We start from the raw sequence: 15,651 nt of genomic DNA, 5'->3' as shown, positions 1-15,651 counted from the left end.
CCTGACATTTCGAGACGGGCGCAGGCGCGCCGAAGGATATGCCATGAAAGCCGAAATTCACCCGAATTATCATACGATTACGGTCGTTATGACCGACGGTACGGAGTATCAGACCCGTTCCACCTGGGGCAAGGAAGGCGACAAGCTGAACCTCGACATCGACTCCAAGTCGCATCCCGCCTGGACCGGCGGCACCCAGCAGATGCTCGACCGCGGCGGCCGCGTGTCGCGCTTCCAGAAGAAGTTTTCGGGCTTCCTCAAGAAGGACTGAGGGTTTTTCGACCCCTCGCCATTCGGCCCAGGAATGCAAAACGCCCCGGTTTCCCGGGGCGTTTTTTTATGGACCAAGACTTTTTATGCACCAAGACGGTGGCGGAATTACCGCTCGAAGGCCGCCTTCAGGCGATTGAGCTGCGGCACCAGCGGATTGCCGATCGGGGCGCGTTCGGCCGCCGGCGCATGGATCGAAGTGTCGAGCCGCCGCACCCGCGACTGCAGGTTCATCGAGCGCTCGATCAGGTGCTGCAATTGCTGCGGCAGTTTGGCGATCATGTCTTCGGGACCGGGATCGGCGGCGGAGAGCTTGACCTTGGTCTTTTCGCGGTTGGCCTGGGTCAGCGTCATCTCGCCTTCCTTGACCGCGCGATGCAGCAGCAGCCAGGAGGCGAGCTGCATCAGGCGGGTGGTCAGCCGCATGCTTTCGGTCGCATAGGTGAGACTGACGGAGCGTTCGAGCGCCTTGGCCTCGGCGCGACCGTCACCGTCGAGATAGGCGGCGGTCTCCTCGACCAGATCCATGCCCTCGCGGAACAAGGTTCCGAATGCCGCCGAATTAGTCAGCCGCTCGCTGAATTGAACGAGCGCGGATTCGCTGTGCAGCCGGTCCGCCATAGTTAACGCCCTCACGCCACTGATACGCTGCCGGCTTTTCAAACCGCCGACTTATGATGAACAAATCATTGCGCTTGCGAGGGCGAGAGTCCAGCCGCAACCGGAAATATGGTTTCCAGCCTGCGGAGACAAAAAAGAGCCGCCGTTTCCGGCGGCTTTTGAAGTTGATAACAGGGAGGCGTCAAACAGAGTGGACAGGAGCCACTCGGTGTCCAAACGAGGACGACGCCAGTCATAAACCAGAAAGCTTAATTGATCGTAAACGAGCGATTTTCTTCAGGCTTTGTTTGCCATGTCGGCCATTGGCCCAGTTTGGGACTTGCAGCATTCCTTGCACCATTCAACGCGAGACGCTGCCCGAATTAGGCCATTGGCCACTTATTGTTCATCGCAGGTAAACCCCGGCGGGAACCGCTTCATATAGGTCTGGTCGCAGCTTCGGTCGCACTGGCGCTTTTGCTGCCGGGCGAGGACCGGACACGATTTGTTGGATGGCAATTCGGCGCACGCGGCGAGATTTTTCGCGAACGGCTTCTTGCAGCGCTGCGCCTTGCATTCGCCCGAGGTCATGTCGATCCCAACGCAGCTCGCCGGCGTCCGCGCATCGGCCGGGGCACTCAGTCCGGCAAACACAATACCCATAACGACCATGCCCAGGACGACCGCGCCAACAAGACGCCTTCCGCGCATTCCCATCCCGGCCCTCGACTACGACTTGAAAAAACTGTTCGCCGCATCCTTGGACGCGCGCTTCTTGGCCATCGCCGCCTGCAGCCGTTCGATCTCGGAATTCATCAGCGCGATGCGCTCGGTCAATTCCTCGACCGACAGCAGCGACAGGTCCTGCCCGATCTCGTGGGTGATTTTCTTCCTCGGCTTGTCGTCATCCTCGATGGCCATGCGTTTCCTCCGTGCTTGGCGATCCCTTGAGGCGGTTGCCAGCCGCATGACGGCTGGCTAATCAAGGGCCGCCTTCAAAATTCCCGTATTTCGCAAGGACAAATCATGGAAAAGCTGCCCGCGCAAATGACCGTCGTCGGCATCAGCAAGCCCGGCGGCCCCGAAGTGCTGTTGCCGGAAACCCGCAGCGTTCCCGTTCCCGGCCCCGGCGAAATCCTGGTCAAGGTCGCCGCCGCCGGCGTCAACCGTCCCGATGTTGCGCAGCGATCCGGCGCCTACCCGCCGCCGCCCGGCGCCAGCGACCTGCCAGGCCTCGAAATTGCGGGCGAAGTGGTCGCGCTCGGCGCCGGTGCGAGCAAGCACAAGCTCGGCGACAAGGTGATGTCGCTGGTGGCCGGTGGCGGCTACGCACAATATTGCATCGCGCAGGACGCGCAGGCGATGAGTGTGCCGCCTGTTCTTTCGATGCAGGAAGCCGGTGCGATTCCCGAGACGCTGATGACGGTCTGGCACAATGTGTTCGAGCGCGGCGCGCTGAAGCCCGGCGAAACGCTGCTGATCCATGGCGGCTCGTCCGGCATCGGCACCATGGCGATCCAGCTCGCCAAGGCCTTTGGTTCCAAGGTGATCGTCACCGTCGGCGGCCAGGACAAGGTCGATGCGTGCCTGAAGCTCGGCGCCGACCGCGCCATCAACTACAAGACCGAGGACTTCGTCGCCGAGGTCAAGACCGCGACCGATGGCGCGGGCGCCAACGTCATTCTCGACATGGTGGCCGGCGACTACGTCGATCGCAACTATGATGCCGCCGCGGTCGATGGCCGTATCGTGCAGATCGCAACGCTGAATGGGCCAAAGGTTACCGTGAATATCGCCAAGGTGATGGTGAAGCGGTTGACCCACACCGGTTCCACCCTTCGCCCCCGTACTAATGCGGATAAGGCGGCGATGGTCGCGGCGATCGAGGCCAAAGTGATGCCCTTGATGCGCGAAGGGCGGGTAAAGCCGCTGATGGACAGCGCATTCCCGCTGGAAAAGGCGGCTGATGCGCACCGGCGGATGGAGACCAGCGCACATATTGGCAAAATTGTGTTGGAGGTTTAACGCTCCGGACCGAAGCGAAGGCGGAAACCCTTTGATTTCCTTCGCTTTCATGTCATTTATCGCGGCAACGTTTGGGCTGTTCGCTGGCCCGGGAACATCGTTGATCGCGGAGTACTGAAATTGCGTCTGATCAGGTGCCTTGCGCGGCTCGCGCTGGGCCTCATGATTGTTGCGTATGCGCTTCCGGCGCACGCCATCGACGCCGTCAGCGTCCGCAGCGACGCGCCTGCCATCGACCTCACCGCAGTGCTCGACCATCAGCGCAGCGATGCCGACCGCATCCAGGTTTCGACCGCGCCCGGCACCGACGGCATCGTCCGCCGCATCGAGGTGCGCGCCCGTGAAGGCGGCCAGAACTGGGTGGTGTTCGCGCTCGCCAACAACACCGACGACCAGCTCGACCGCCTGATCGTTGCCCCGCACTACCGCATCGTGTCGTCGGGACTGCTGTGGCCCGATCTCGGATTGTCGCGCATTGCCACCATCACGCCCTCGACCGGCGACCGGCCCGAGCGCCAGGAAAGCGCCACCGCGGACATCTTCCGCATCACGCTCGATCCCGGCGCCGTCGTCACCTTCGTCGCGGAACTGCGCACCGACAAGCTGCCGCAGCTCTATCTGTGGGAACCGGACGCCTACAAGGACAAGGTCAACTCGTTCACGCTCTACCAGGGCATCGTGATCGGGATCTCCGGTCTTCTGGCCCTCGTGCTCACCATTCTGTTCGTGGTCAAGGGCAGCATCATGTTCCCGGCCGCCGCCGCGCTGGCCTGGGCGGTGCTGGTCTATATCGGCGTCGATTTCGGCTTCTGGGGCAAGGTTCTGGACATGCAGAACAACGCCGAGCGCGTCTGGCGCGCGGCGGGTGAAGCCATTCTGGCGGCGACGCTGCTGGTGTTCCTGTTCGCCTATCTCAATCTCAGCCGCTGGCATGTGCGCTATTCCCACATCACCGTCGGCTGGCTGACCTTCCTCGGATCCTTGGTGGCGCTGGCGCTGTTCGATCCCGCGGTGGCTTCCGGCATCGCGCGGATGTCGCTGGTCATGATCGCCTTCGCCGGTTTTGCCCTCATCGTCTATCTCTCCACGCACGGCTTCGACCGCGCGGTGCTGTTGATCCCGACCTGGTTCCTGCTGGTCGTCTGGGTGGTCGCGGCCGGCATGGCGGTGGCCGGAAACGTCACCAACGACATCGTCGGCCCGGCGCTGCTCGGCGGCCTCGTGCTGATCGTGATGCTGATCGGATTTACGGTCATGCAGCACGCCTTCGCGGGCGGCGGCGCCACCACCGGCGTGGTCTCCGACGTCGAGCGCCGCGCGCTGGCGCTGACCGGTTCCGGCGACCTGATCTGGGACTGGGACGTCTCCGCCGACAAGGTGTTCACCAGCCCGGAGACCGAAAGCCTGCTCGGCCTCAAACGCGGCACGCTGGAAGGCCCGGCCGCCAAATGGCTCGAGGTGCTGCATCCGCTCGACCAGGACCGTTTCCGCGCAGCCCTCGACAGCGTGCTCGACCAGCGCCGCGGCCGGCTGGTGCAGGATTTCCGCCTTCGTACCCCGGACGGCCACTTCATGTGGTTCGCGCTCAAGGCACGCCCGGTGGTCGGCTCCGACGGCGAAGTTTCCCGAGTTGTCGGCACCCTGACCGACGTCACCGAGCAGAAGAACGCCGAGGAGCGCATGCTGCATGACAGCGTGCACGACAACCTCACCGGCCTGCCGAACCGCAAATTGTTCATCGACCGCCTCGGCGCGGTGGCGAATTTCGCCAAGACCATGCCGAACCTGCGGCCGACGCTGATGGTGATCGACCTCGACCGCTTCAAGCAGGTCAATGATTCCGTCGGCATTGCGGTCGGCGACTCCATCCTGCTGACGCTGGCGCGGCGGCTGACCCGGATCCTTAAACCCCAGGACACGCTGGCGCGGCTCGCCGGCGACCAGTTCGGCCTGATCCTGATGTCGGAACAGGATTCGGCGCGCATCACCGCGTTTGCCGAAACCATCCGCAAGACCATCCGCGCCCCGATCGCCTTCAACGACCGCGAGATCTTCCTGACCGCTTCGATCGGCCTCGCATTGAGCGATCCGCAGACGCAGCTGTCCGACGAGATCATCAAGGATGCCGAGCTTGCGATGTATCATTCCAAGCGCATCGGCGGCGACCGCATCGACGTCTACAAGCCGGCAATGCGCGCCCGCAAGACCGACCGGCTGACGCTGGAAAGCGAATTGCGCCGCGCCATCGAGCGGCAGGAAATCACGATCCTCTACCAGCCGATCGTGCGGCTGGAGGATCGCTCGATCGCCGGCTTCGAGGCCCTCGCCCGCTGGGATCACCCCAAACTCGGGCGGATGTCCCCGTCGGAATTCATTTCGATTGCCGAGGAGATCGGCCTGATCGTCGATCTCGGCATGTTCGTGATGGACCAGACTGCCAAGCAGCTCGCGGTGTGGCAGCGCGCGATGCGCTCGCGCGAGCCGATCTTCGCCAGCGTCAACGTTTCCTCGCGGCAGTTGCTGCGCCACGACCTGATCCACGATATCAGAACCGTGCTGTCGCGCTCCTCGGTGGCGCGCGGCACGCTGAAGCTCGAACTGACCGAGTCGCTGGTCATGGAGAATCCGGAGCACGCGGCGCAGATGCTGACGCGGATCCGCGAGCTCGGCACTGGATTGTCGCTCGACGATTTCGGCACCGGCCATTCCTCGCTGGCCTATCTGCAGCGGTTTCCGTTCGACACCATCAAGATCGACCAGTCGTTCGTGCGCACCACCAGCCGCGGCACCCGCCCGGTGATCCTGAAATCGATCATCGCGCTCGCCCACGACCTCGGCATGGACGTGGTCGCCGAGGGCGCCGAGACCGATTCGGACGCAGTCGAGCTCTATCAATTGGGCTGCGAATACGCGCAAGGTTTTGCCTTTGGCGAACCGATGGACGCGGATGCAGCGATGCGGCTGCTGACCGAAGAGCGGCTCGAAGCGGCGAGCTAGTTTTCGCACAACTCTCTCCGTCGTCCCGGCGAACTCAGATGCGCAATTGCGCATCGGGGGACCCATACGCTGCGGCAGTTATTGTTTGCAGAAGGTCTCTAACGCCAGCGCTCCAACCGATGGGCCGCGGCGTATGGGTCCCGGCTCAAGGCCGGGACGACGGCGGTTCTTGTTGTTGCACTGTACTGAACACACTTTCCCGATCTCGCGACGCGATGCGCCCGAGCTTTGCCAGAAATTCCTTGCCCCCGAAATAGAGGGCGCAGGGAAGACCGGGTGCGCGCTGCACCCGCGGTCCCGTGTGCGGTTAGCACTAAGTAGGCTGCACACGAGCATACAGGGCAGCGGAGAACACCCGGCCTTCCCTGCGCAATGGCTTTACGGCTTATGCCGTGCTCTCCCCGGAGACGAGTTCTTGGTTGACTCCGTCGCCGCCGTTCAGCTCTCGCCTACCCGACAGCTTGACGCCTGCAACGGGCGCCAGGACCACACGGTTTTGCCGTACGCTTAGTCCGCGCCGTCGTCTCAGCGCAAACCAGCGTCCACCGCAACCCGTCCAACGTCCGTGACGACGGCCGACGCCCTTCTGAGTAGGACGGGATGGCGGGAACATGCACCTGATTTGCCTTCTGGTAAACAGAAATATTTTTTATTTCCGGGCTTGACATGATTTCCGTAAATCCGAACTGATTTGCCCGTCGGGTTGATTTGTCGCACCCCCGTTCAGATTGCATGACGCCGGGTCGGCGGCCGACGTGAGGCATCTTCTGCCAGCCAGCGTGCGCGGCGCCCCCATGTCGAAAAAACGACGCCATCCACTCCTGATCGCGCTTGCGTCGTTAGACTTCATCGGTAACGATCCACGAAACTGTCCTGAAGTCATTTTGTCGCCAGCTCGAAATCTGCCCAACACGATTTCCCGGTAACCTGTGCATCAGCCGTTCTTCCAAAGTTCGACGGCATGACTGTTTCACAGGTGCACTATGCGCGACGAATTTGCCTCATACGCGTTTCTTGCTGTGACCGCTGCAGGTATCGTCCTGCTGTGCTCAGGCCTTATGGCTTTGATGCTCACCTAGCGAACTCCGGTCGGCAGCTTCCTGACTGCCTTCTCGAGCTTGTTCCGCGGTGCGCAAAGCAAACGATGTCCGATCGGCGGCGTAAGGCAGACCTCACGGTCACAAACACTGCTGTCCGCAAATGACCCCAACCGGACATTATCTCCATCGACCGGGCGTTTATTTGACCCATCGAGCGATCTGCACATTCACTGACAAACCAGTACGGGAGTTTTCGCGAGCGTCAGCACCTTGTTTGTCACACTGCCGATTAGAAGCATGGAAAGTCCGCTGCGCCCATGCGATGACATAACAATGAGATCGCAGCCCTTGCCCTCGGCTGCTGCGTTGATGGCTTGATGGGGGTACCCGTTCTCCACTTGAACCGTCTCGCAGGAAACACCAGCCTCCTTGGCCGCCTTTGCCGCGCGATCCAATACGCTCGTGGCCTGTTCCTTGCGCAGCTCAGCATATCTTTCGATTGCTTCAAGGTACCGCCCTGTCATTTCTGAAAAAGGTTCAACAACGAAGATTACAGACACCCTGGCTCCAAGGGATTTCGCCAGCGCCAACCCATGCGTCACCCCATGCTCCGCTAGCTCCGACCCATCTGTCGGAATGAGAATATGCCGATACATGCTTCACCTCCTGCTGGTCTGGACGTATCGCTGCCTTCCGAATGTAAGCTGGGCCCGCGTTTCGGATACAGTCTTGAGTTAAATCAATCCATCGGCCCATCGTGTCGCGACCCGGATGTCCGCTGTCCCTCAGCGGCGACTTTTCGAGCTGGGAAAGACCCGTCTCGCTTTCCCAGTTGTCAAGAAGCGCGTGCCCCACAAGCCGCGGGTCTCCAGCCGTTGGCGCAAACTGCACATGCCATCGGTCGACGGTTGGGCTGGGTCGTGTTGGGGCTGATGCCCATCGTGTTAACCGCAATCGCGGTCCTCATCTGATGGACTGCCCCATACTAAGCCAGCGTGAGAAGCGCCTCTTGCGGCGTCTAGCCCGAGGCTACCCTGATCACGCCATTGCCCATCAGATCGGCGGGAGAGACGACCAGGTCGGCGAACAGCGGAAGCGCCTGTTGAAGAAGCTGCAAATCAGTTCGCCGTCCGAGATCGCAGAAGCCGCCGCGCGGTGGGCGTTCTGGTCATCCTACAAATCGACGACGGCCGCTGACGAGTTAGCTCCGCCTAAGCGTAAGTGGGACGGCGGCGACAAACCGCCATCCTGAACTTCGGCCGCTTAATACTGGTACTGCTGCGGACAGATATACTGACCGTAATTGTCGTAATAGCAGCCGTAGTTGTTGCCGTAGTAGCCATAGGCACCATACGCAGCGGCTGCGCCCACTGCGGCAGCACCGTAGCCCCAACCCGGTCGATAGTAGCCGCCACCATAACCGGGGCGGCCTGCTATCGGACGGCCGGGGCGACCGGCTATCGGGCGACCTGCTATCGGATGTGAGGGTCGAACACCTCCCGCATGGCGATAGCCTCCGCCATGAATCCTTCCAGCGCCGCCATGAAAACCGCCTCCACCGCCATGAAAACCGCCTGCACCGCCACGGAAGCCGCCGCCTCCGCCGCGGCGCGCATACGCATCATCGGGGATGAGAGTTGCAGTGAGCAGAACAAATGCCGCTAGACCGGCGAGAATGTATCTGAGCATCGTGCTCCTCCCGACCTTGGAGTTCGTGAGGGAGGAGACTGCTGCGCCTCCTACGGGCGACGTTGACCTAGATCAACGTCTACCCGAGAACCCGGACGCTCACTGAAATCGCGACCTGAACAACTCGCCCTGGCGCGCCGTGCCTTGGAGCCTTGGTCTCGATCCCACAATCAAGGAAAAAGGCCGAAGTCGGTAGGAAGTCCACGGCCGCTCCGGCACATCCCCGTACCACAGCGAGCATGCCAATGTGGGTCCTGATGTACGTCTTCTCCTACTCAGTCAGCCCGGCCGCCACCAACGACAGGGCGGAATGGAGGCTCCTTCCGACCGTAGTGTTTCAGGAGTTCTCGAACGAAGAACGCTGCAGGGCGGCTAAGTCCGCGCTGGACGCAAGTTTAAGGGACGCCGGAGTCAAGTTGCGAGGTGGCCTAGAAGACTTGAAGACCATAGGCAAAGCTGACCCGGCGCAGATTATCATTGCCTACAATGTGGAATGCCTTCCGAAATGAATGCGCAGCCACCGCCGGTCTTGTCACCCCCGATGATACCGTCGCAACGCCGGATGATCTGGCAAAACCAGTCTTCGACGACCGCGGTTGTAATGTCCGGTTGTGGCACACTTTTCGGACCTAGCGCCGCGAATCGGCGATGTCCGCTGATCGGGGGAAAGCGGAAGTTCGCGGCGCGCTGCCAGGGTGACGCGATTGACCCAAAGCCGCCGTTAACGAAAGAGAGGAGCGTGTCCGCTCGGCCTAATTTTTATGTTGCCGAACAAGAGTTCGGCGTTAACCACCGCTAACGGTTCCAGTCTGGGCGAAATCGCTTGGAAGTTTCTTAAATTTTGCTGGGTACCTCTTCCGGGCATAGTGACCTGGGGAAAGATATGAGTAAGCGGGCCAAACGTGGAAAGGCGGAGACATTCGCACTACCAATGGTCGGGAGAGTTGCAATTGGCGCCGTGGCGGTCGCCGCATTGGGGTACAGTTTGCTGTCTCGCCCGACGAGCGTGCAACCGATACGAAAGCCGTCCGCGCACCAAGCCATGGCGTCGTCAACTCCGGTTTACGTGTCAGCTCCAGTTCATGCACCAGCGTCAGCTCCGGCTCCGATTTCGGCTCCGCCGCCTCAATTCGAAACACCAAAAGCCGCTGACGTTCCCGGAGCATTTGTTCGGCAGGTGGTTGACTACGCCAGCCACCAGACGCCGGGCACCGTGATCATCGATACCAAAAACACATTCCTTTATTTCGTTCTGAACGACGCGCAAGCGATGCGCTACGGAATCGGTGTTGGCCGCGAAGGTTTCACGTGGTCCGGTGAACAGGCGGTGGCCCGTAAGACAGAATGGCCGGATTGGCGTCCGCCTGCAGACATGCTTGTGCGTCAGCCTTATCTGCCGCGATTCATGGCAGGCGGTCCCGGCAACCCGCTCGGCGCGCGGGCGATGTATCTAGGCGAGACTGAATATAGAATTCACGGTACCAACAAGCCCGATACGATCGGGAAGCGGGTTTCGTCCGGCTGTATCCGGCTGACCAATGAGGACGTCGTGGACCTCTATGAGCGGGTGAAAGTGGGAACGAAAGTGATCGTGCTTCCGGCAACCGCTGCCCGTCGACCATCCCAGGGAGCGCCGCCCGACGCCGCTTTCCGATCGCCGGACCCGGTATTGCCGTCGAACCGGCCCCCGGCAACCAACGCGCAGATGCTGTCATCTGGACCGAAGATCGCCGAGGTCCAGTAACTCAGTCCTCCGCCCTCGGTCTGCAACATTCGGGTCGCCGCTTTTGAGTCAGCTTCTGGGGCACTTTTCGCACCTCGCGCAATTTCCCGGTCGAGTTCGTCATGGGCACCAGAGCGGACATCAGCCAACGCCTCCGGATACGGTGATGCGCCTGTTGACGGACGAGCGGCTGGCAACGGGCGAGCTGAGCGGCATTACCGCTGTCATGCCCGCGAAGGCGGGCATCCAGTACGCCGCGGCCTTTCGATTCTATCACTGACGCCTCTGGAATACTGGATCGTCCGCCCCCGTGCGCAATTGCGCACTCGGGCGGACGATGACACCGAATATGCGTTCGCGATCTCGCGCCGCGAAGCGACCGAGGTTTGCTCCCTATTCCCTCGCGCGCAAGATGCTGATCCGGGTTTCGTCGACGAAGTTCTTGATGTCCTGATCGGGCCTGCGGAACAGATTGCGTTCGACGGTGAGCGAACGGCCGCTGACCGTCTTGGTGCAGCGCTCCTTCAGGTAGACGCCGCCCACCGGCTGGTCTCCGGCATCGGGCTGACCTTCGCTGCAATTCCACCCCTCCGGGCCGTAGCGCGACTTGGCCTGGATCCCGAGCAGGAACGCCTTCTTCCGGATATAGAGACGCGCCTTCGGGTCGGTCTCGATCTGCAGGCCGGCGACATGGCCGGTGTCGTCGATCAGCAGGGTCAGGATCGCCGGATGGCCCGCCACCATCGTGCCGTCGCGGCTGGTGAACGGATCGTAGCCAAACCGAATCGCCCGCATGGCCTTCGCGTCGGCAGGACAGTCGTGCCAGTTCTTCCAGCCGGCCAGCGTTCGCTTCGGATCATCCGCGCACGCAAATTCGACATAGCCGGTTTCATTCAGATCGCTCGCGGCCATTCCGAGCCTGATGTCACGCAGGTCGTTGCCGCCGAATTCTTCCGTCCGTGCCGGAGAGTGCGCCAATGCGACCGCCTGCCAGACAAGCAGGCCCGCAGCAACAACACCCGATAGCGTCAATCTGCTCATCATTGGCTCTTCCCCGTGTTGGCGGTGGCATGATCCGGCTTCGGCGCCTCGGCCTTGTAGACGTCGCAGACCCGCGACGAGCTTGAGAAGAAGGCGACGCATTCGGCGTAGGTGGGCTCGCCCGCTCCCTTGATGTGGGCGATCACGTAATCGGCGACGGCTTCGATATCCTTTGGCCGCAGAAACGTTCCGCCCTCGGGCGGCATCTGTGCCCCCGCGTCCTGGCGGTTCATGTCAAAGCATTTCACCTCATCGTAGGCGCCGCGCACGAAGAACGGCATCCCCGTGCCCGGCCGTCCGCAGCCGACGGTTTCGATGATCTGTTCGCGCGTCAGCTCGGTCTTGCGCAGCGACAACGCATCGCCGCCGTAACCGCCGCCGCCATTGCCGTGCCATTTGTGGCAGCCCATGCAGTTGGCGCGGCCGAACACCGCCTTGCCGGCGCTGGTCGGATCTGAAACCTGCGCCGACTGACCATAGGCAGAAAAATTCAGCGCGACGACGCTCACGAGCAGCATGCCCGCCGCCGGGAGTTTGTTTGACATCATTATGGCGTCTCTTGTCGGGGAAGCGGGAGGGCCCGCCGCTGGCGGGCCCTCCTTCGGGAATGTCAGAGCGCGAAGACGTAGAGCATCGATCCCGGCTGTATCTTCTTCAGCTCGGGCGTCGAATCGATGAACCACTTGTCCCAGGCGCCGCCGAGGCCGACCAGGATGGCGAGATATTGTTTGCCGTCGACCGAGAAGGTCATCGGCGGTGCATTGACGCCGCCGCCGGTGTTGAACTCCCAGAGCTTCTGCAACGACTTGGCATCAAGCGCCATCACCTCGCCGGATGGCTGGCCGGTGAAGACGAGATCTGATGTCGCCAGCATGCCGCCGAGATTCGGGAACGGCGTTTCCAGTTTGCCGGCGATCTTGCCGGTGGTGACGTCGATCGCCGTGACGCTGCCGGTGATCCTGAAGGGCTGGCTCGGGCCACCGCCGGTCCAGAACTCCCGCGGCTTCAGCTTGTCCGGCGTCATCACCTCAACCTTGATGCGGTTGCAGCTCTCGATCACCGGGATGTACCAGAGCTTGAGGTCCGGATTGTAGGCCGTCGGCGGCCAGTTCTTGCCGCCCATGTTGCCGGGGCAGATGTCGGTTTCCATATTGGTGCGGCTTGGCGTCACCGACGCGACATAGGTCTGCACGGCCTTGTTCGGATCGTACTCGATCGGCTTGCCGCTCTCCGGGTCGAGCCCCTTGGTCCATGTGACCTTCTTGACGAACGGCAGGCCCCAAACGAATTTTCCATTCGTGCGATCGATCGCATAGGCGAAACCGTTGCGGTCCGCTTCGAGCGCGAGCTTGCGCGTACCGCTCGGCCCGGGGATGTCCACCAGCACGTTTTCCGCCACGCTGTCATAGTCGTAAGGGTCGTTTGGCGTGTGCTGATAGTGCCACTTGATCTTGCCGGTATTGGCGTCAAGCGCCAGCGAACTGTCGGTGTAGAGGTTGTCGCCCGGCCGGTACGCGTTATCCCAGTCCGGCCCGGGATTGCCGACGCCCCAGATGATGGTGTCGGTCGCGGGATCATAGGTGCCGGTCACCCAGGTCGAGCCGCCGCCGGCGGCCATCGCGTTGTTGTTGTCCTTCCAGGTCTCGCTGCCGGGCTCGCCCTTGCCGGGGATCGTATAGGTGCGCCAGACTTCCTTCTGGGTCGAAAGATCGGTGGCGGCGATCCAGCCGCGGATACCGTATTCCGCGCCGGCCACGCCTGTGATCGCCATGTTCTTGACGATCAGCGGTGCGCCGGTGATGACCTCGCCCTTGTCCGGATCGGCCACGGAGCGCTGCCAGGCGACCTGGCCGGAGTCCTTCTTGGTTGCGATCAGCCGGCCGTCCAGCGTGTGGGAAATCACGAGATCGCCCCACAATGCGACGCCGCGATTATCGACGCCGCAACAGGCGACGGCACCCGCCCAGTCACGGTCGGTCTTGGGATCCATCTTCCAGACCAGCGCGCCGCGCCCGCCATGCGCATCGATCTTGTAGACCGAGCCCCATCCATCGGTGACGTAGAGAAAGCCGTTCTCGGCAATGGGCGTGCCTTCCAGGCCGCCATGGCTCCAGATGCCGCCGGGCTCGATGCCGCCAAGGTGCATCGTCCAGGCGACCTTCAGGTTCTTCACGGTATCGCGGTTGATCTCCTTCAGCGTGGAGAACCGGTGACCCGCATAATTCTGATGATGATGAAGCCAGTTGCCGGCTTCCTTGTCGACGTTGAGCAGCCGTTCCTGATTAACCTCGTCCGCGGCGGAGGCAGGCAGTACGCCCGCAGCGCTTGCGGCTGCCAATGCAACGGCAAGCAAACAGGCTCGCGTTGACATTTTCGTGTGACCTGAAGATCGCTCCATGATTAATGCCTTCCTTGTTGGCGGGTTGTTGTTGGCAGTTCATGTTGGCATTGTTGTTGGCAGTTCTTGTTGGCAGTTCTTGTCGGATTAAACGTCCGGCTTGTCCGGGCGTCCCGCCGACGGGCCCTGTTCAGAGCTTCACCAGTCTGCTGTCGCGATCAGGGCGTTCGCGAAATGTGCACCTCCGTTTCTTTGGTGCCGGCCTTCTGGAATACGATGGCGCATGTGAAGGCCTCGCCGGCGACGAGCTTCTGCCGCGTCTGCAGCAGCATGACGTGATAGCCGTCCGGCTTGAGTTCGATCGTCTTGCCTTGCGGAATCGGGATCGACTTGATCTCGCGCTTCGCGGGCGCGCCCTCGCCGCGATCGACGGTGTGCTTCTCGGAGAAATTCGCAAACGGACAACGGACGCGCAGCAGGGCGTCGGCTTCGGCCGCATCGTTTTTGATCGTCATCAGCAGCGGGAGATTGATGCCAATCTCGTCGGACGCGGACACCCAAGCGTTGGTCACCTGCAGCGCATCACCGGCAGCGGCGAAGCCGGGCGTCAGCGCAAGTTTCAGCCCAAGCCCGGCGGCAAGTCCAAGCGCCAGCAGCGGCCAGCGGGGACTTGCAGGCAAAGGATGCCTAAAGGAACAGGCTGTCCGATTCATCGGCGCCATCCTCCCACGATCTTTTCTTGTTTCTTGGCTCTTAGATTACGCCCTTGGGTATTCCACTTCTTCCCAAATTGGGGCGGCGATAGGGCCGCGTGTGGAAAATGATTCCAGCAACCCGCTCTCCCCGGGTATGCCGCGCGCCGGTGTTGATGTCAGAGCGGCTTGAGGCAGCGAGCCGAGCGCCGTGGCATACAGTACACCGTGGCGATCCATCACTGACGTCCCTGCCATACCCGAGCCGCTTCACTCGTTGAGCTTTGCCCGCCGGACTCGCTGCGCTGACGCGGCCTACGCGGTCGTGGTCGCCACCCTTAGGCAGGCAAGGGCCAGGTGATATCCTTGCCCTTCAGTTCCTTGTAGCGTCGCGCGTGAGCACTGATGCTTCCGAGATCGGACATGCCGCGCGACAGCCAATCCCGATCAAGGCGAGCGGCATTGTCGATTGCTGCCATGGTGGTCGCCTGAAGCGCGCGCTTCGAGAAGGCATAGGCAGTATAGCAGTCCGGTGGCACCAGCGCCGCCCAGGCGATGGCTGCATCCCGCACCTGATCCGGTGCGACCGTCTGCTGAACAATGCCCAATCGAGTCGCGGCCGCAAGATCATGGATTTGACCGAACAGCGTCAACTCGAATGCCGCGCGCGGACCGACGGCGTGTTTGATGATCTCGCAGTAGACGGCTGGCATCGGGATGCCGATTGGCACCTCGTTCAATGAGAATTGCAGTGGACCTTCGCCCGCTATGCGGTGATCACAATCAAGCGCAGTAATCAACCCACCAGCGTAGGCGTGACCGTTGATTGCCGCCACCGTTGGCCGTGGGTAGGTGAACAGACGCAGGTTCGTAGCCCGGTAAGCGTCGAACCAGGCGTCGATCTCCTTGAGCGAGCGGCGCGCGAATAACGGAAAGTGATGGTCAAAGTCGAGGCCGGCGGTGAAAACCGCACCCGATCCGGTCAGGACCACAGCGCAATCGCCGAACTCGGTTTCGAGACGGTCGAATGCTGCATGGAGATCGGCGAAGAAAGCCGGATTTTGTGCGTTGACCTTGTTGGTGTTCATGGTCACCACAGCGACATGCGGGTGCTGGCGTTCGATGGTCCAGGGCATCGGGCGATCCTCTCAGGCAAGCTTGAACAAGCGCCGGGCGTTGTGGGCCAGGAATGCCGACTGAGCTTTGGCACCATCGGGCCTGTTGCGCACGAATGCG

14 protein-coding genes are annotated in these 15,651 nt (G+C 61.8%); 4 read left to right on the top strand and 10 right to left on the bottom strand.

Translation table 11 applies throughout. The annotated features are described in order from the left end of the window. The first annotated feature begins 43 nt into the window (after positions 1-43). Positions 44-271, top strand: coding sequence for a 50S ribosomal protein L31 (gene rpmE / locus JQ597_RS17715; RefSeq protein WP_192736886.1), 228 nt, complete (start codon positions 44-46; stop codon positions 269-271). A 107-nt stretch (positions 272-378) separates the two neighbouring features. Here the strand turns inward: rpmE and rcdA are convergent, their stop codons facing one another. From rcdA to JQ597_RS17700, 3 genes are all read right to left on the bottom strand, one after another. Further along, positions 379-891 (bottom strand): protease adaptor protein RcdA, encoded by a 513-nt coding sequence (gene rcdA / locus JQ597_RS17710; RefSeq protein WP_212265533.1) that lies wholly within the window; start codon positions 889-891, stop codon positions 379-381. Positions 892-1,269: 378 nt separating this feature from the next. Beyond that, on the bottom strand, positions 1,270-1,587 hold the full coding sequence (locus JQ597_RS17705; protein WP_212265532.1) for a hypothetical protein: 318 nt from the start codon (positions 1,585-1,587) through the stop codon (positions 1,270-1,272). Between the two features lie 12 nt (positions 1,588-1,599). Further along, complete coding sequence (locus tag JQ597_RS17700; RefSeq protein WP_192736889.1) at positions 1,600-1,791, bottom strand: DUF1192 domain-containing protein; 192 nt, start codon at positions 1,789-1,791, stop codon at positions 1,600-1,602. A gap of 105 nt (positions 1,792-1,896) precedes the next feature. Here JQ597_RS17700 and JQ597_RS17695 point away from each other — a divergent pair, with 105 nt between their 5' ends. Further along, entirely contained in the window at positions 1,897-2,895 is a 999-nt protein-coding gene (locus JQ597_RS17695) for an NAD(P)H-quinone oxidoreductase (protein ID WP_212265531.1), read from the top strand. Positions 2,896-3,015: 120 nt separating this feature from the next. Next, complete coding sequence (locus JQ597_RS17690; RefSeq protein WP_192736891.1) at positions 3,016-5,892, top strand: EAL domain-containing protein; 2,877 nt, start codon at positions 3,016-3,018, stop codon at positions 5,890-5,892. 1,267 nt (positions 5,893-7,159) lie between these two features. On the opposite strand, the gene JQ597_RS17685 is transcribed toward JQ597_RS17690, so the two are convergent. Both JQ597_RS17685 and JQ597_RS37675 read right to left on the bottom strand, forming a co-directional pair. Further along, complete coding sequence (locus tag JQ597_RS17685) at positions 7,160-7,588, bottom strand: universal stress protein (protein WP_212265530.1); 429 nt, start codon at positions 7,586-7,588, stop codon at positions 7,160-7,162. A 607-nt stretch (positions 7,589-8,195) separates the two neighbouring features. Next, positions 8,196-8,621, bottom strand: coding sequence for a hypothetical protein (locus JQ597_RS37675; RefSeq protein ID WP_249147960.1), 426 nt, complete (start codon positions 8,619-8,621; stop codon positions 8,196-8,198). 883 nt (positions 8,622-9,504) lie between these two features. Here JQ597_RS37675 and JQ597_RS17670 point away from each other — a divergent pair. Next, a complete protein-coding gene (locus JQ597_RS17670) occupies positions 9,505-10,365 on the top strand; it encodes a L,D-transpeptidase (RefSeq protein WP_212265527.1) in 861 nt (286 codons plus the stop codon). A gap of 372 nt (positions 10,366-10,737) precedes the next feature. On the opposite strand, the gene JQ597_RS17665 is transcribed toward JQ597_RS17670, so the two are convergent. The 5 genes from JQ597_RS17665 to JQ597_RS17645 all read right to left on the bottom strand — a co-directional run bounded on the left by JQ597_RS17665 (position 10,738) and on the right by JQ597_RS17645 (position 15,551). Then, positions 10,738-11,385, bottom strand: a complete 648-nt coding sequence (locus JQ597_RS17665) for a hypothetical protein (RefSeq protein ID WP_249147958.1) — start codon at positions 11,383-11,385, stop codon at positions 10,738-10,740. Beyond that, the gene (locus tag JQ597_RS17660; protein ID WP_212265664.1) at positions 11,385-11,903 is read right to left on the bottom strand and encodes a c-type cytochrome; all 519 of its coding nucleotides are present in this window, start codon (positions 11,901-11,903) and stop codon (positions 11,385-11,387) included. The genes JQ597_RS17665 and JQ597_RS17660 overlap by 1 nt, the downstream gene beginning before the upstream one ends. 92 nt (positions 11,904-11,995) lie before the next feature. Further along, positions 11,996-13,756, bottom strand: coding sequence for a PQQ-dependent dehydrogenase, methanol/ethanol family (locus JQ597_RS17655; protein ID WP_212265526.1), 1,761 nt, complete (start codon positions 13,754-13,756; stop codon positions 11,996-11,998). 185 nt (positions 13,757-13,941) lie between these two features. Next, a complete protein-coding gene (locus JQ597_RS17650) occupies positions 13,942-14,436 on the bottom strand; it encodes a copper chaperone PCu(A)C (RefSeq protein ID WP_212265525.1) in 495 nt (164 codons plus the stop codon). A 317-nt stretch (positions 14,437-14,753) separates the two neighbouring features. Next, on the bottom strand, positions 14,754-15,551 hold the full coding sequence (locus JQ597_RS17645) for an enoyl-CoA hydratase/isomerase family protein (RefSeq protein WP_212265524.1): 798 nt from the start codon (positions 15,549-15,551) through the stop codon (positions 14,754-14,756). Positions 15,552-15,651 lie beyond the last annotated feature (100 nt).

This window comes from Bradyrhizobium sp. AUGA SZCCT0177, assembly GCF_018130125.1.
GTDB lineage: Bacteria > Pseudomonadota > Alphaproteobacteria > Rhizobiales > Xanthobacteraceae > Bradyrhizobium.
Note: the sequence above shows the minus strand (reverse complement) of the source record. Positions and strands in the feature narration are given on the sequence as shown.

Coding starts and splice junctions, on each gene's coding strand:
- JQ597_RS17700 (WP_192736889.1), bottom strand. CDS start 1,791: ATGGCCATCGAGGATGACGACAAGCCGAGGAAGAAAATCACCCACGAG.
- JQ597_RS17670 (WP_212265527.1), top strand. CDS start 9,505: ATGAGTAAGCGGGCCAAACGTGGAAAGGCGGAGACATTCGCACTACCA.
- rpmE (WP_192736886.1), top strand. CDS start 44: ATGAAAGCCGAAATTCACCCGAATTATCATACGATTACGGTCGTTATG.
- JQ597_RS17665 (WP_249147958.1), bottom strand. CDS start 11,385: ATGAGCAGATTGACGCTATCGGGTGTTGTTGCTGCGGGCCTGCTTGTC.
- rcdA (WP_212265533.1), bottom strand. CDS start 891: ATGGCGGACCGGCTGCACAGCGAATCCGCGCTCGTTCAATTCAGCGAG.
- JQ597_RS17650 (WP_212265525.1), bottom strand. CDS start 14,436: ATGAATCGGACAGCCTGTTCCTTTAGGCATCCTTTGCCTGCAAGTCCC.
- JQ597_RS17695 (WP_212265531.1), top strand. CDS start 1,897: ATGGAAAAGCTGCCCGCGCAAATGACCGTCGTCGGCATCAGCAAGCCC.
- JQ597_RS37675 (WP_249147960.1), bottom strand. CDS start 8,621: ATGCTCAGATACATTCTCGCCGGTCTAGCGGCATTTGTTCTGCTCACT.
- JQ597_RS17655 (WP_212265526.1), bottom strand. CDS start 13,756: ATGTCAACGCGAGCCTGTTTGCTTGCCGTTGCATTGGCAGCCGCAAGC.
- JQ597_RS17705 (WP_212265532.1), bottom strand. CDS start 1,587: ATGGGAATGCGCGGAAGGCGTCTTGTTGGCGCGGTCGTCCTGGGCATG.
- JQ597_RS17660 (WP_212265664.1), bottom strand. CDS start 11,903: ATGCTGCTCGTGAGCGTCGTCGCGCTGAATTTTTCTGCCTATGGTCAG.
- JQ597_RS17685 (WP_212265530.1), bottom strand. CDS start 7,588: ATGTATCGGCATATTCTCATTCCGACAGATGGGTCGGAGCTAGCGGAG.
- JQ597_RS17645 (WP_212265524.1), bottom strand. CDS start 15,551: ATGCCCTGGACCATCGAACGCCAGCACCCGCATGTCGCTGTGGTGACC.